Source organism: Azonexus fungiphilus, assembly GCF_003634965.1.
In the GTDB taxonomy this organism is placed as follows: domain Bacteria; phylum Pseudomonadota; class Gammaproteobacteria; order Burkholderiales; family Rhodocyclaceae; genus Azonexus; species Azonexus fungiphilus.
This window is the reverse complement of the sequence record NZ_RBXP01000002.1, coordinates 84,600-99,057: the sequence shown is the minus strand read 5'-3', so window position 1 is coordinate 99,057 and position 14,458 is coordinate 84,600. Positions and strand designations below refer to the sequence as shown.

The 14,458-nt window shown below is 60.0% G+C and carries 9 protein-coding genes; 6 read left to right on the top strand and 3 right to left on the bottom strand.

Annotation, left to right across the window (positions count from 1 at the left end; genetic code table 11):
• Positions 1–228 precede the first annotated feature (228 nt).
• The 3 genes from DFR40_RS01345 to DFR40_RS01335 are packed head-to-tail and all read right to left on the bottom strand — an operon-like array spanning position 229 to position 6,438.
• Positions 229–3,252: a tyrosine-type recombinase/integrase gene (locus DFR40_RS01345; RefSeq protein ID WP_121456696.1), complete on the bottom strand. Its 3,024-nt coding sequence runs from the start codon at positions 3,250–3,252 to the stop codon at positions 229–231.
• Complete coding sequence (locus tag DFR40_RS01340) at positions 3,245–5,950, bottom strand: hypothetical protein (RefSeq protein WP_121456695.1); 2,706 nt, start codon at positions 5,948–5,950, stop codon at positions 3,245–3,247. The genes DFR40_RS01345 and DFR40_RS01340 overlap by 8 nt, the downstream gene beginning before the upstream one ends.
• Entirely contained in the window at positions 5,947–6,438 is a 492-nt protein-coding gene (locus DFR40_RS01335) for a hypothetical protein (protein WP_121456694.1), read from the bottom strand. The genes DFR40_RS01340 and DFR40_RS01335 overlap by 4 nt, the downstream gene beginning before the upstream one ends.
• Positions 6,439–6,804: 366 nt before the next feature.
• Here DFR40_RS01335 and DFR40_RS01330 point away from each other — a divergent pair, with 366 nt between their 5' ends.
• The 6 genes from DFR40_RS01330 to DFR40_RS01305 all read left to right on the top strand — a co-directional run bounded on the left by DFR40_RS01330 (position 6,805) and on the right by DFR40_RS01305 (position 14,446).
• On the top strand, positions 6,805–7,644 hold the full coding sequence (locus DFR40_RS01330; protein WP_121456693.1) for an HDOD domain-containing protein: 840 nt from the start codon (positions 6,805–6,807) through the stop codon (positions 7,642–7,644).
• A 164-nt stretch (positions 7,645–7,808) separates the two neighbouring features.
• The gene (locus tag DFR40_RS01325) at positions 7,809–8,174 is read left to right on the top strand and encodes a response regulator (protein ID WP_121456692.1); all 366 of its coding nucleotides are present in this window, start codon (positions 7,809–7,811) and stop codon (positions 8,172–8,174) included.
• 10 nt (positions 8,175–8,184) lie between these two features.
• Positions 8,185–9,459, top strand: coding sequence for a methyl-accepting chemotaxis protein (locus DFR40_RS01320; protein ID WP_147431272.1), 1,275 nt, complete (start codon positions 8,185–8,187; stop codon positions 9,457–9,459).
• Between the two features lie 9 nt (positions 9,460–9,468).
• A complete protein-coding gene (locus DFR40_RS01315; protein ID WP_121456691.1) occupies positions 9,469–9,774 on the top strand; it encodes an STAS domain-containing protein in 306 nt (101 codons plus the stop codon).
• Positions 9,775–9,782: 8 nt separating this feature from the next.
• Entirely contained in the window at positions 9,783–11,975 is a 2,193-nt protein-coding gene (locus tag DFR40_RS01310; RefSeq protein ID WP_121456716.1) for a chemotaxis protein CheA, read from the top strand.
• Between the two features lie 35 nt (positions 11,976–12,010).
• Positions 12,011–14,446: a methyl-accepting chemotaxis protein gene (locus DFR40_RS01305; protein ID WP_121456690.1), complete on the top strand. Its 2,436-nt coding sequence runs from the start codon at positions 12,011–12,013 to the stop codon at positions 14,444–14,446.
• Positions 14,447–14,458 lie beyond the last annotated feature (12 nt).

The following is a 14,458-nucleotide window of genomic DNA, read 5'->3' as shown; positions in this document are numbered from 1 at the left end:
CAAGTCTGAGCTAGCTTTTGAGTAGCTTCTCACGCTTTTTCTTATTGGCTCTCTTGCTACGTACAATTGGCCTAGGTGGGAAATTGTGTGCCTGTGCCTTGGTTGTGCGGTACCTGCCGTATGGCATCTATTGGCAATAGTTGGTAATATCTCCCTCTTTTTTCGATGGGTGGTTCGGAAAAAAGGGGGGCATCGGCGGCTCTTTCACCAGATCGCAACTTTGGCCGATCATCTGACGAAGAGTACGCTTCTGGCTAGCCAAATCACCATCCAGTAATCCAGCCCGATTGCTTTGCTTGCCTCGTCGATCAATTGCGCGCCCAGCCATTTGGCGTAGCTCTGGGCTTTGGCTTTATTCGGCGAGGCGACCGTCTTGATTGAAGCGGCTGGGTTGAACTTTGTCACGAGCTTGGCCGCCCAGTTCGTCTCTGCAGCCAATGGAGGCGTAACCCGGTGAATGAACCGGACGGACTTCCCCGTGAGGCCAATCGTCTTCAGGAAGGTCAGATAGGTACGCAGATCCTGCGCTGCCTTCTCTCCCCGAAAAACCACATCGCAATGCTGCGGGTTGTAGTTCTCTAGGAATATGCGGGTGCCACGGTCGAATAAGTCGGCATCTTTCACGTGCAGTCTGAGCAAGGCGTTGAACAAGGCCTCTGGCGGCATGACGAGTTTTCGTGGGCGTAACCGGTAAACGCTTGGCGCACCGTCTTTCTTCCTGCCGGGAATGGCCTCCAGCCCGGCCTCAATCCGTTGCAGTACGCCGATGTCGAGCTTTACTTGCTCGGCGATGCGTTCAAGCGGCAATTCCCTCTGGGCAACTTGCTGATAGGCGATTAATAGCTGCTCGAATGAGACAGACTGCACGTTGGGTGAATTTGCCTCTTTCCTTGGGCGCCCTTGTTTTGCTGGTGCCACTTGGGTAGGGCATGCCTCGTTATAGGCTTGTTCCACAAGTTCCTGCAGAAATGCATGCTTTCTGCTGCTGCTATTTTTCGGCCAAGAAAACGCCGTCGATCGCGGGATGCTAGAAACGGCCAGAAATGTCGCAAGCTTCAGCGATAAGGCCTCTTCCTGGACGATGCTCGCCCAGATGAGATCGTCGCCGTGAAGGTAGTGCGCCATCGAGACCGCTGGACTCGAATGTCCCAGAAGCCGGGCGACCGCATAGGCGTACTTACGGGAGGGACTGACATCGGTACCGATCAGCCGCCGGCGTAGTTCACTCCCCTGCCGAATCGCTGCCAACGTCAGCGGAGTGTCGCTAAAAAAATCGCAAACCCTGGGGTAGTCTGGTGCACGTAGCCGCAGATAGCTCCAGGTGCCGAAGGCGTGCCGCAAGTGATGCAAGTACAGATGCCGGTCGCCAGTGACAGTGCGTAGCGCCTCAAAAATCAATTTTGCGATGTTCTCAGCCGAGATCGGGTGATCGTTGATCTGCGCCGGAAACAAAGGCGCCTCGCTGCGGGCCTTGTACTTCATCTTGTTTTGGAACGGCTCCGTGCGCGCTGCCACCCAGGCCCTGAGCTTCACTAATTCCGCTGCCGACAAAAAAGCGTCAGCAGGGATGACACGTTTCGAGCTGGGGGTTTTCAGGCGCCGGACGGTATTCGGGCGAACGATGATCGAGATTTCACCTTCGCCCTCGATATCAACATCATCGAGTTGCAGCCCCCAGATTTCCTGACGTCTCATGCCCAGCCGGAAAGCGAACATGAGTACCAGTTGGGCGATCTCGATGATGCCTGGGGGCTTGCTATTGACGCGCGGTGTTTCGAGCCAAGTCTGTGCGGCTTCGTAATCATCGAAAGTAATGAGATTGGCGTCTACCGGCAGGAGTCCAGCATCTTCCCCGAGTGCAGTCTCCAACGAAGGTAGTGGCTCGACCCCATGTTTTTTGACGAGAAAGTGATGAAACTCCCGCAGTCCGATTGCGAGCGATTTGCGCTGACTGCTCTGGGGAATTTCCCCGAGAATCTCCTGATACGCGTCCATCAGCACAGCCAGCGTCGTGGCGTCTGGGGACGTTGCCTGAAGCGGGGAGGTGTCACCGAGCGAAGCCAGTAACTGGGTGCAAGCTGGAATGCATTCTTTCGCCAAGGTCTTCAGGCTACGGGCCTGCTTGGTCGAGCTGTTCCCAGAAATTACGAAGTGGAGCCAAGCTTGAAGCAGGTGACTTGTCGTCCCTTCGGTAGCGGAGGCTGGTAATTTTCCGAGGGCTGCAGTTTTGCTCTTGGACTGGAAAAGTGCGTCGAGCGCCTGCAGCCAGGGATAGATCACGAACAGGTCGTCTTTCTCCGCTGAGCCTTCATCGGGTGGCTCAGCGGCAGGTGCGGCGGAAATATCAGTCTGATTATTTCCTGGTGCGTGAAGACGTCGCCAGGTTCGGCGATGGATGGAATGAACAAGAAAACTTCGTTGAAGCCCGTGAATGTCGATCGGCGCCATCTTGAGTTGCCACCATGCCGTCGCCGCATCGAGCAGATCTTTCGTTCCCTGAGGCAAGGCGGATTTGTTCAGTCTGCCGGCAAGCAGGACAGATTTGATGTCAGCCATGGGCAACCGTGCTATTTTCTCCGCCGATCGTGCGGCCGGGTGCCAGAGTAATAGGCTGGTCATGGGGTCGGGATACCAGCGTTGGGTATGGTGGTTTCCCATGCCGGCATAAGGCAGGTTGAACTCAAGGTAGCGATAACCGCCTGCTTGCGATGTCGGCTGACCTGCGAACTTCCCGAGGATGCAGAGTTTTTTGCTGTCGATCAGTGCGCCAAAGAGTAGTGCCGACAAGAGGGTGGCTGCTTTGAGCAACTGCGCCGATGAGGTGATTGCGTCAGTACGTAATGCTATCTGTAACGCTTGGCGCCACGCCTCAACCCGAGGCAGATGACTGATGTTGTCCTTCTTGAACGGGCTAGGCTGTGCCGCGGGAAGTCTGGCCAATCGTGTGTGCGCAATCGGGATTGCGTTGGTAGCGTTCCAGCTCTCTTCCGCGAGATACAGTAAGCGTAACCAGTCAGCGGCCTCACGCTTGCTCAATTGTTTTAATCCGACCTGGCGAATCACTTCGATCTCCAGGGCTTCGGCGCTTCTTGCGTCGGCTAGTGAGGTTTCAACGTCCGTCTTGTCTGAGAGAACCGCCGCATGCGGATTTTTTGACGAAATCCTGTCGAGCCACCTACGCAAATCTTCAATCCGGCTTGCCAGTACCGGGAGGCAATGGCTGCCCACTGATTGCCATAGTTGATCAGACATGAATGTCCGCTACCGTTGATCGTGACATATGAGGCAGCAGGTGGCTGGCAATGGCCTTGAGTCCCAGCGATGTTTGTATCGATTCCAGATAGCCGAGTATCTGCTGGCGGTACTTCTCATAGTCAAAGGTCGAGTAACGCAGAAACGGTAACTCGCCCCGGTTGGCATGGCCCATGAAGGCGTCAATGATTTCCCCGGGGCAGCCGCAGGCGATCAGCTCACTGCGCAGATAAGCCCGATGAAAGTTCACTGGGATATTGCACCCCCAGGCCTTTAGGGCTTCGCCCAGCCATTTGGGGCTTAATGGCCGGACGCGGTAGCTTTTTTTGTGCTTTTCCCAGATGACAAAACCCTCGGGCGCCTCACTTTGGCGGAGGCAATGGGCCAAGTATTTGGCCAGGTGCTTTTGGTAGTGGCGCAGCTGAATGCTGAGCGATTTAGGGATCACAACGTAGCGAGCGCGCTCTTCATAGTCGCTGTCTTTGTCCGACAGGCCGGCTGGCAGATGGCTGTGCTGCACGCGCCAGTCTTTCTTCACGTTGAGCATGCGATCCGGTGAGCAAATCGCCCGCATCGTCGTTGTCAGGGACTGGAATAGCCAGACATACAGCGTATAAGCGTTGTGATAGCGATGGATGTCATCAAGTGACCGCAGCTCGGATTGCCTGATCACCAACTCTTCTTGCAAGGCAGCGATCAAGTCTTGCAGCGTCGAGGTTTCGACACGGAACTGGCATCCGACGGTGCATTCAGCAATGAGTTTTCGTATTTCCGGCGCTAGAGGGAAAAGGTCACAGAATTTCCAGAGTTGGTGGGCCTTTTTAGCCAAACTCTGGGCTGCCCGCATGTAATGCGCCACCAGGCTGTCATGATCGTGACGGGTGTAGTGCATTCGCGGTTCGGTACTCCCTTTATCATCCGAGGTGATCAGCCACTTCACGGTGAGTTCATTGGTTTGATGAACAAGAATTTCACCGAGTTGGCGCCGGATTTTCTCCGTGGTGATTCGGTGGTTGGGATATTTCTCTGAGAAAGCCCCGAAAAACTCGGATTTCAAAGTCGATACGGTTTTCTCTTCCAGACCAAAGATGCGTTCGGTGTTGCCTCTGTTGCGCAGACGGCAGAGTGTTTCGAGGGGTGTCGTCAGAATTTCTGGGGCGGGTAATAGGAGGTAGGCTTGGCGCGGCTGGTTGGGTTTTTCCTCCTGGGCAGCATCCACTTTCAGCACGGGTGTTTTGGCTGGTACTAGGAAGGCGATTAGTCGATCCTCTGTATCCACGTCTGCAGAAAGCTGAAAAATCGCGCAGGTATCGGCCCCCTTGCTGTCTCTCGCTAGAGAAGGCAGTTCGCCCAGGGAAGAAACGTCAATTCGCTTGATCGTTCTGATTTGCGTGAGCGGTTGGCCGAGAAACAATGATGTCAGCAACATCGCGGCGAACACTGCCTGCTGCTCGACTCTCTGTTTTGGGCCGTTTCCGCACTGAAAATATTCAATGCGGTGTTCGATTGCTCGGTAAAGACGAGGAAGCTCGCCGGCCGTGAGTTGCGAATAGTCCCAAGGGAAATGTTGCGCGGCCATATCCAGCGCACACTGCTGGAAACGTAGCCTTTGCAGCGTACTGGCCTCGGCTTTCGGATCGTACAACTGGAAGATTTCTTCATGATGCTCACGGGAGTGAATGCCGCTCGCCTCTAAATCCCTGATGGATTCATCTTTGTTCAGTGCGATAAAGCTGGCCGTGGGCAGCGTCTGAACGACGATATCCGGATCTTCACAGGGCGACAGGCCCGGTTGAATGAGAATCTCCCCTGCGGCCCAATTACGGTCGATAAATCCATGCTGAATTTCGCCGCTGCCAGTACTCTGATCGTGCCCTTTACGAGCTGCGAATGACGAATGGCCGGTAGAACATATTTCATTCAGGCGCTCGAAGCACAGCCGCAGCCTGGCGCAAATCTGTCGCGCTTCAGCATCCAGTGTCTTTATCTTGTTTTTGTCGAATTGCTGGGCGATTTTTATTGAAAAAACTTCCGTATTCGCCTCGTTCGGAAGCCTTTCAAGCAAATCCTTCCATTTTTTGTAGGACAGGGTGCGGATCGCTAGCCCAACTGGATCGGAAGGTGTGGGCGCATTTTTCGGGAATTCTTCTGCGCCGTCATACGCTTCATACTGGTCTCGAGTGCTTTCCTGAAAGCGCGCCTCGATGAATGCCAGCATGCAGTGCCCTTGCAAATGGAGATATTGTTTTTGATCCTCGGTCTGGGTTCCATCGATTGCGTTCTCGTGAACTGTACGCAAGGCGGTTACGATGCCGTGCCGGGTTGATCCTTGGCGAATCAGCGGGTTTTTTCTGTGATCAGTGCCTGTTTTGGTCAGTTCAGCAAGCGCGGAATGCCTTTTTGCGAGAGCATGCGCATTGAAATCGATCCAGTCGCAGAAAGCTTGCCAGGCCGGAATGCTGTCTTTCCAGTCATCGGCCCAGGTGAGGTTTTCATCGGAGCAAAGGTCACTATTCAGGATTTGCCCAATGTGCCGGAACACATAATCGTGAGCGATCAGCGCAGGGTGGGCGTTGATCAACCACAGCAAGTCGCGGATTGCCTCGGTATCCAGTCCTGCGGAATGAGCCGAGTCGATCAGGGTTTGATGTGCGGCACTCTTTTCGGGTGCGTCAAATATGAGTGGTTTTCGACTCATTTGATCGCGAAACCGGTGGCTTTTCTGAAGGTTTTTGCTGAGATTTCACGCAGTGGGCTGGCGTCCTCCCTGTCCAACTCCTGGCAGAGATCAAAAAGCGCTTTGGGAAGCCCATGCCTTGATCGGTAAAGAACGTGAGGAATGAGCAAATCGGCCGTAAAAACGAGCAGTTTCTCTCGCTTTTCCATGCGTTTTTTGCTGAAAACTAGCGCAGGAACCTTTTCGTCGCCTTGGAAGAGTGTTTTTGCCAAGTCCAAGTTCAGCGGATTGCCGACACAAAAGTAGCCGTTGGAACGCTTGATGAGCAGCGCGGGTGCGCGGGCATAAGCGATTTCCAATATGCCCGCCCGGAATTGCTCACGATTGAGCTCTGTTTTGCTCAAGGCGAGGTGGCGAATGCTTTTTTCCAGCGCTTCGACATCACTGTCCATTCCGATAATTTCGGACCGGAGAACGTGTGTGTATTCGAAATCGAGTGTGTATTCCATCGGCGTATTTCGTGATGGGAGGGTAGTCGTCAGAATACCATGATGGTTTGTCTAAAAACCGTGGATGAAAAGTCCAGAAAATTTGTTGTTATTTTGAATCAAAGGTTATTTTTTGGCGTGTAAATTGCGTTATCGTAGCCGAGTGATTCGCCGATAAAGCCGATTAATGCTTGGATTTGACGATTAGCGAAGATTTTTATCGGTAGACATGTCTATCCTCCGAAGGAGGGGTCGTGCGTTCGAATCGCGCCGGGCGGGCCAGAACACCAGCGGGCCAGGCTTTCAGCCTGGCCCGTTTGCTTTTGGCATGGCGCGGGCGGCGGCTGGTATGATCCGGCGACATCGTCGTTGTCAGGAGTGCCGAGCATGGAAAAGCTGCCAGCCTTTCAGTCGATCGCGCGGGAGATCGAAGCCGGCCGGATCGAGTTCTCGACCGATACCCGGCTGGCGCTGCGCCTGCGCGACGCCCTCGCCGCACCGGATTGCCATGTCGACCTGGCGGCCCGCCTGGTTGCTGCCGAACCCCTGCTTGCCGCGCGCGTCGTCGCCCTGGCCAATTCGTTGGCCTACAACCCCTACGGACGCGAGGTCAGCGATCTGCATACGGCGATCTCGCGGATCGGTTTTGCCAGCCTGCGCAGCCTGTCGATGGCGCTGGTCGCCCGCCAGCTGGCCAGCGGCGAACTGGCGCCGGCGCTGCGCCCGCTGGTCGACCAGTTGTGGCGCCACACCGCCCATGTGGCTGCGCTGGCCCGTGTCCTGGCCCGTCGGATCAGCGCCGTCGACCCCGAGGCCGCGCTGTTTGCCGGTCTGATGCACGAAGTTGCCGGGTTTTTCCTGATTGCCCGCAGCGACCGCCATCCGGGTTTGCTCGAAGGCGACTTCGACGACTGGATGATCAGCGGCGAGGCGCTGCTCGGGCGTCCGCTGCTGCTGGCCCTGGGTGTGCCGGAAGGCATCCGGGTGGCGATCGAGTATCAGTGGGAGGGCTATCTCGGGCTGCCGCCGGTCGGCCTCGGCGATACCCTGCTGCTCGCCGAAGCCCTCTCGCCGGTGGCTTCGCCGCTGCGCCGGAGTTCGCTGGCGAGGCCGGAATCGGCACGCGACGGCGAAATCGAACTGCTGATCGGCGAAGCACTGTTGAGCGAAATCCTCGCCGAGTCCGCCGGAGAGGTCGATTCCCTGTGCGCCGCCCTGGCTTTTTAGCGATGGCCGCCGGCCTTGGAAACAGATAGCATTTGGGCTACACATTTTTAGGTATAGTGCCTTCCTGCGCGGGTCACTGCGCATCCGGGGAAAGTCCGGCCGACCCGTAGTCGCGCAATGGCATGCGGCGACGGCGAAGGCAGGCATCAAACAGCGAGTACAAAATGAAAACAATATTTCTGGTGGATGATTCTGCAACCATTCTGCTGAGCATCTCGAACATCCTGGCCAAGGCCGGTTACGCCACCGAAAAGGCGGCCAGCGGCGAGGAGGCGATGCGCAAGTTCCAGGCCGGGGTCAAGGCCGACCTGCTGATCACCGATCTGAACATGCCGGGCATGAACGGCATCGAACTGATCAAGCAGGTGCGCAAGCTGCCAGCCTACAAGTTCATGCCCATTCTTTTCCTGACCACCGAGTCGCAGCAGTCGCGCAAGCTCGAGGCCAAGGCGGCCGGGGCTTCCGGCTGGATCGTCAAGCCGGCGACTGCCGACGAACTGCTCAACACCATCAAGCTGGTCCTGCGCTGAGGAGGCCTCGATGCCGATCAACAGTCTGCACTGGCGGGGATTGATCGTTGCACTGGTCGTCGCCGCGACGAGTTTTGTCATCATCTATCTGTTCAATGACTGGTTTCACGGCGAATTTCTGCCCGAGCTCGGTTTGGCCCAGCCGCTGGGTGACGCGATCGGGGTGGCGCTCATCGTGATGGTCTCCTATCTCGGTCAACGCATGGTTTCGCTGGCTTTCTACCGCGACGTCATGTTCGGCCTGTCGAGCGAGCAGGCGCAGGTGGCCAGCAAGTTCAGCGACGTCGAGTCGGTCAGCGAGGAGGTTGCCCGTGAACTCGAGAACGTCAGCCGTTACAACGAGGTCCTGCGCAAGCAGCTGGACGGCATCGTCGCCGCTACCGAGCGGGCTGCCTACGACATCACCGAGCGCTTGCAGGCGATCGATACCGTCGTCGCGCGACTGGATGCCTTCGTCGCCGAGACGACGCGCGCCTCGAGCGAGCTGGCCGCCAGTTCGGAGCATGACATCCAGGACAACCAGGCGCTGATTGCGCGCATGGATTCCTACATCCGCAACCGCATCGAGGAAGCGGTGCGCGATCAGAAGCGGATCGAGCAGATCGTCGACGAAGCCCGCGGGCTGGGGGCGCTGGTCAAGCTGGTCAAGGACATTTCCGGGCAGACCAACCTGCTGGCGCTCAATGCGGCCATCGAGGCGGCCCGCGCCGGCGAGGCCGGGCGTGGCTTCGCAGTGGTTGCCGACGAGGTGCGCAAGCTGTCCACCGAAACCGATACCGCGGTCAGCAAGATCAACGCCGGCATCAACAATGTCGCCGATTCGATCCGCCAGCAGTTCGAGGACAAGCTGCAGAGCAGCAACGTCGAGGCCGAGCGGGCGGCGCTGACCGAATTCTCGAGCCAGCTGGGCAGCCTGGGCGCCGGCTACCAGCAGCTGCTCGACCACGATCTCAACGTGCTGCGCACGGTGCGCGAGGCCAGTTCGGATCTGGCCAAGATGTTCATGGACGTGCTGGCGACGGTGCAGTTCCAGGACATCACCCGCCAGCAGATCGAGATCGTCGCCAACGCGCTGACCAAGCTCGACGAGCACGCCGCCAACCTGGCGCAGCGGATCAAGGAGGCCGAAAACCCCGATTTCCGCTACACGCCGCTGGCCGAGCATCTCGACGAGCTCTACGGCAAATACGTCATGGACGCCCAGCGGCTCAGCCACCAGCAGGCCCTGCACCAGCCCTCGGCAAGTGCCGGCGTGGCGGCGTCGCCGAAGATCGAGCTGTTCTGAGGAGGAACGATGGGGACGCAAAACCGCCTGAGCATCAGTGAAGACCTGACCATCTATCACGCGCTCGAACACAAGGAACGCCTGATCGCCGCGCTCGACGCCGGCGACGGTCTCGAGCTCGACCTGTCGCAGGTCGGGGAAATCGATACCGCCGGGCTGCAGTTGCTGATCCTGGCCAAGCGCGAGGCGGCCCGGCGCGACAAGGCGCTGGCCATCGTCGCCCACAGCCCGGCGGTGCGCCAGACGCTCGATTTCTGCAATCTGGCGGCCTTCTTCGGTGATCCGGTAGTGATCACTGCTCACGAGCAGCGTTGAGGATGGCCATGGACGAGTTGACCAGCGTCTTCATCCAGGAAGGTCGGGAGCAGCTGCAGGCGATGGAGGCCGGCCTGCTCGAGCTCGAGCAGCGCCCCGACGACCACGACAACATCAACGGCATCTTCCGTGCCGCGCACACGATCAAGGGCGCTTCCGGCGTCATCGAGTGCCATTTCATCGAAAGCTTCATGCACAAGGTCGAGAACGTACTCGACCGCCTGCGCAACGGCGAGATCCAGGTCTCCGGCGAGCTGGCCGGCCTCTTGCTGCGCTGTTGCGATCACCTTGGCATCCTGATGGACGTGCTGGCAGCCGGCATTGCCGAGCCGGCTGCCGAAGTGAGCCTGGCCGGCGACGCATTGCAGGGCGAACTGGCAGCGCATACCAGCGACGCGACGGCTACCGCCGGCGGCAGCGTCGTCGAGGCCGAAGCCGATGTCGAGGCGTCCGGCGGCGGTGTCGTCAATACCGACAGCTGGCATATCTCGGTCCGCTTCGGTCCGCACATGCTGCGCGGCGGCATGGACCCGCTCTCCTTCCTGCGTTTCCTCGCCTCGCTCGGCGAGGTCCTGGCGATGGAGACGATTCCCGACGCGATGCCCGCGGCCGCCGAGATGGATCCCGAGTCCTGCTATCTCGGTTTCGAGATCCGCCTGCAGACGCGCTCGTCGAAGGCCGACATCGAGCGTGTCTTCGATTTCTGCCGCGACGATTGCGAACTGCGCATCCTGCCGCCGAACAGCAAGCTGGCCGAGTACGTCAAGCTGATCCGCGAGCTGCCGGAAGACGACATGCGCCTGGGCGAGATGCTGGTGCGCTGCGGTGCGCTGACCCAGAGCGAACTCGACGAGGGCCTGCTCTCGCAGCAACAGGTCCGGCTGCCCGCGGACGCTGTGGCGCCGCCACAGCCGCTCGGTGAAATCCTGGTCGAGCACAAGGTGGTGCAGAAGGAAGTCGTTGATGCGGCGGTCAGCCGGCAGGCGCAGGTGCACGAGAAGAAGGCGGTCGAGGCCCGGCTGATCCGGGTGCAGGCCGACAAGCTCGACCAGTTGATCGACCTGGTCGGCGAACTGGTGATCGCCGGTGCTTCGGCCAACCTGCTGGCGCAGCGCAGCGGTCAGGGGGAACTGGTTGAGTCGACCTCGATCCTGTCCCGGCTCGTCGAGAACATCCGCGATTCGGCACTGCAGTTGCGCATGGTCCAGATCGGCGAGACCTTCACCCGCTTCAACCGCGTCGTCCGCGACGTCGCCAAGGAACTGGGCAAGGAAATCGATCTGGTGATCAGCGGTGCCGAAACCGAACTCGACAAGTCGGTGGTCGAGAAGATCGGCGATCCGCTGATGCACCTGGTGCGCAACAGCATGGACCACGGCATCGAGCCGGGCGATGTGCGCGAAGCCCGCGGCAAGCCGCGCCGGGGGCGGGTCGAGCTCAACGCCTACCATGACTCCGGCAGCATCGTCATCGAAGTGGTTGATGACGGCGCCGGCCTGCCGCGCGAGAAGATCCTGCGCAAGGCGATCGACAAGGGACTGGTGCAGCCGAACCAGACGCTGAGCGACCAGGAAATCATCAACCTGATCTGGGAGCCCGGCTTCTCCACTGCCGAACAGGTGACCAACCTGTCCGGGCGCGGCGTCGGCATGGACGTCGTCCGCCGCAACATCCAGGGCCTGCGCGGCAGCTGCGAAGTGGCGTCGGTCGAGGGCAGCGGTACCACCTTCACCATCCGCCTGCCGCTGACGCTGGCCATCATCGACGGATTCCTGGTCGGTGTCGGGCGCGCCGCCTATGTCATCCCGCTCGACATGGTCATCGAGTGCATCGAGCTCAAGGGCAACTCGGCCGAGCGCGATTTCCTCAACCTGCGCGGTGAGGTGCTGCCTTTCGTCAGGTTGCGCGAGATGTTCGAAGTCGACGGCGAACGGCCGGCGCGCGAGAACGTCGTCGTTGTCCAGTACGCCGGGCAGAAGGCCGGGATCGTCGTGGACCAGCTGCTCGGCGAGTTCCAGACGGTGATCAAGCCGCTCTCGAGCATCTTCCGCCACCTGCGCGGGATCGGCGGTTCGACGATTCTCGGCTCCGGCGAGGTGGCCCTGATCCTCGACGTTCAGACGCTGGTCCAGCGCAATGCGCGGCGCGAGGAGCGCGACATGAATACCCCCGCAATGTTGCGGTCGACATCCCAGAATTGACAATTTTCCAAGCGGAAGCAGAGGAGGCTTAAGTGTTGAATAACCTGAAAATCGGAACCAAACTCGGGGTCGGCTTCGCCATCACCCTGGTCCTGCTGGTCGCCATCGCCACCGTCGGCACGATACGCCTGCAGTCGTTGAGCAACGATCTCGAACTGATCGTCAATGACCGCAACCCGAAGGCGGTCTGGGCCAACGACGTCATCGAGTCGCTGAACGTGATCGCGCGGGCGATGCGCAATACCCTGTTGCTCAAGTCGTCGGCCGAGATCGACAAGGAAATCGAACGGATCACCGCCGAGCGCAAGGTCATTGCTGACCGCTACGAGAAGATGCAGGCGACCTTCAACACCGAGCGCGGCAAGGCGGCGCTGAAGGGGACGCTGGAGGCCCGCGAGGCCTACATACCGATGCTCGAGCATTTTCTCGAACTGGTGAAGGCCGGCCAGCAGGAGCAGGCCGTCGCCTACATGCTGGGCGATTTCCGCAAGCAGCAGAATGCCTACTTCGGCGAGGTGCGTTCCCTGATCAAGCTGGTCAACGACATCACCGCCAACGAGGGCAAGAACGCACTCGAGGCGGCGGCGGCGGCGCGCACGCTGATGATCGGGCTGGCCGTGCTGGCCTTCATCCTGACCGTCCTCGCCGCCTTCGTGATCACCCGCAGCATCACCCGCCCGGTCGGCCAGGTCGTCGATGCCGCGCGCAAGATGGCTGCCGGTGACATGAACTTCACGCTGACCAGCGATGCCAAGGACGAAGTCGGCGAGGTCGTGCGTTCGGTCGCCGCCGTGCAGTCCTCGGTGGTCGCGCTGATCGCCGACGCCAACGCGCTGAGCGAGGCCGCCGTCGCCGGCCGTCTGGCGACGCGCGCCGATGCCGGCAAACATCAGGGCGATTACCGGAAGATCGTCGAGGGCGTCAATGGCACGCTCGACGCGGTGATCGGACCGCTGAACGTGGCTGCCAGCTACGTCGACCGGATTTCCAAGGGCGACATCCCGGCCCGGATCACCGACAGCTACAACGGCGATTTCAACACCATCAAGAACAACCTCAACACCTGCATCGACGCCGTCGGCCGCCTGGTTGCCGACGCCAACATGCTGAGCGCGGCGGCGGTTGCCGGCCGCCTGTCGACGCGTGCCGATGCCGGCCAGCACCAGGGCGATTTCCGGAAGATCGTCGAGGGCGTCAATGCGACGCTGGACGCGGTGATCGGGCCGTTGAACGTGGCCGCCAACTATGTCGACCGGATTTCCAAGGGCGACATCCCGGCCAGGATCACCGACAGCTACAGCGGTGATTTCAATACCATCAAGGACAACCTCAACACCTGCATCGAGGCGGTCAACAAGCTGGTTGCCGATGCCAACCTGCTGAGCGCGGCGGCCGTTGCCGGCAAGCTCGAGACGCGGGCCGACGCGACCCAGCATCACGGCGACTTCCGGCGCATCGTCGAAGGCGTCAACGACACGCTCGATGCCGTCGTCTCGCCGATCCAGGACGTCCAGCGCGTGATGGGGGCAATGGCCCAGGGCGACATGACGCAGACGATCACCCAGGCTTACCAGGGCGATTTCGCGGTGCTCAAGGAAGCGATCAACAACACCATCGCCAAGCTCTCGGAAACGATCGCCCAGATCATCACCGCCGCCGACGCACTGTCGAATGCCGCCGGCCAGGTCTCGGCGACGGCCCAGTCGCTCAGCCAGGCGTCGTCGGAGCAGGCCGCCAGCGTCGAGGAAACGACCGCCAGCCTGGAGCAGATGACGGCCTCGGTGACCCAGAACACCGAGAACGCCAAGGTCACCGACAACATGGCGACGAAGTCGGCCAAGGAAGCCGGCGAAGGCGGCGAGGCCGTCGGCCGGACGGTCGAGGCGATGAAGTCGATCGCCGACAAGATCGGCATCATCGACGACATCGCCTACCAGACCAACCTGCTCGCGCTCAACGCGGCGATCGAGGCAGCGCGCGCCGGCGAGCACGGCAAGGGCTTCGCGGTCGTTGCCGCCGAGGTGCGCAAGCTGGCCGAACGCAGCCAGGTGGCGGCGCAGGAAATCGGCGAACTGGCCGGTTCCAGCGTCAAGGCCGCCGAACGCGCCGGCCACCTGCTCGACGAGATGGTGCCGAGCATCCAGAAGACCTCCGACCTGGTCCAGGAAATCGCCTCGGCCAGCCAGGAACAATCGACCGGCGTCGCCCAGATCAACAACGCGATGGGCCAGCTGAACAAGGCGACGCAGCAGAATGCCTCGGCTTCCGAGGAACTGGCGGCGACCGCCGAGGAACTCGGCGGCCAGGCCGGCCAGTTGCAGCAGCTGATGGAGTTCTTCTCGGTCGAGGGCGGGCGCGGTGCAGTGCGCGGCTTCAGCGCGCCGGCGGCGCGGGTCAGTGCGCGGCCGGCCCGGCCGGCGGCACGCTCGGTGGCGGCGCTGATCGACGAATCCGATTTCGAGAAGTTCTGAGCGGAGAGCCGA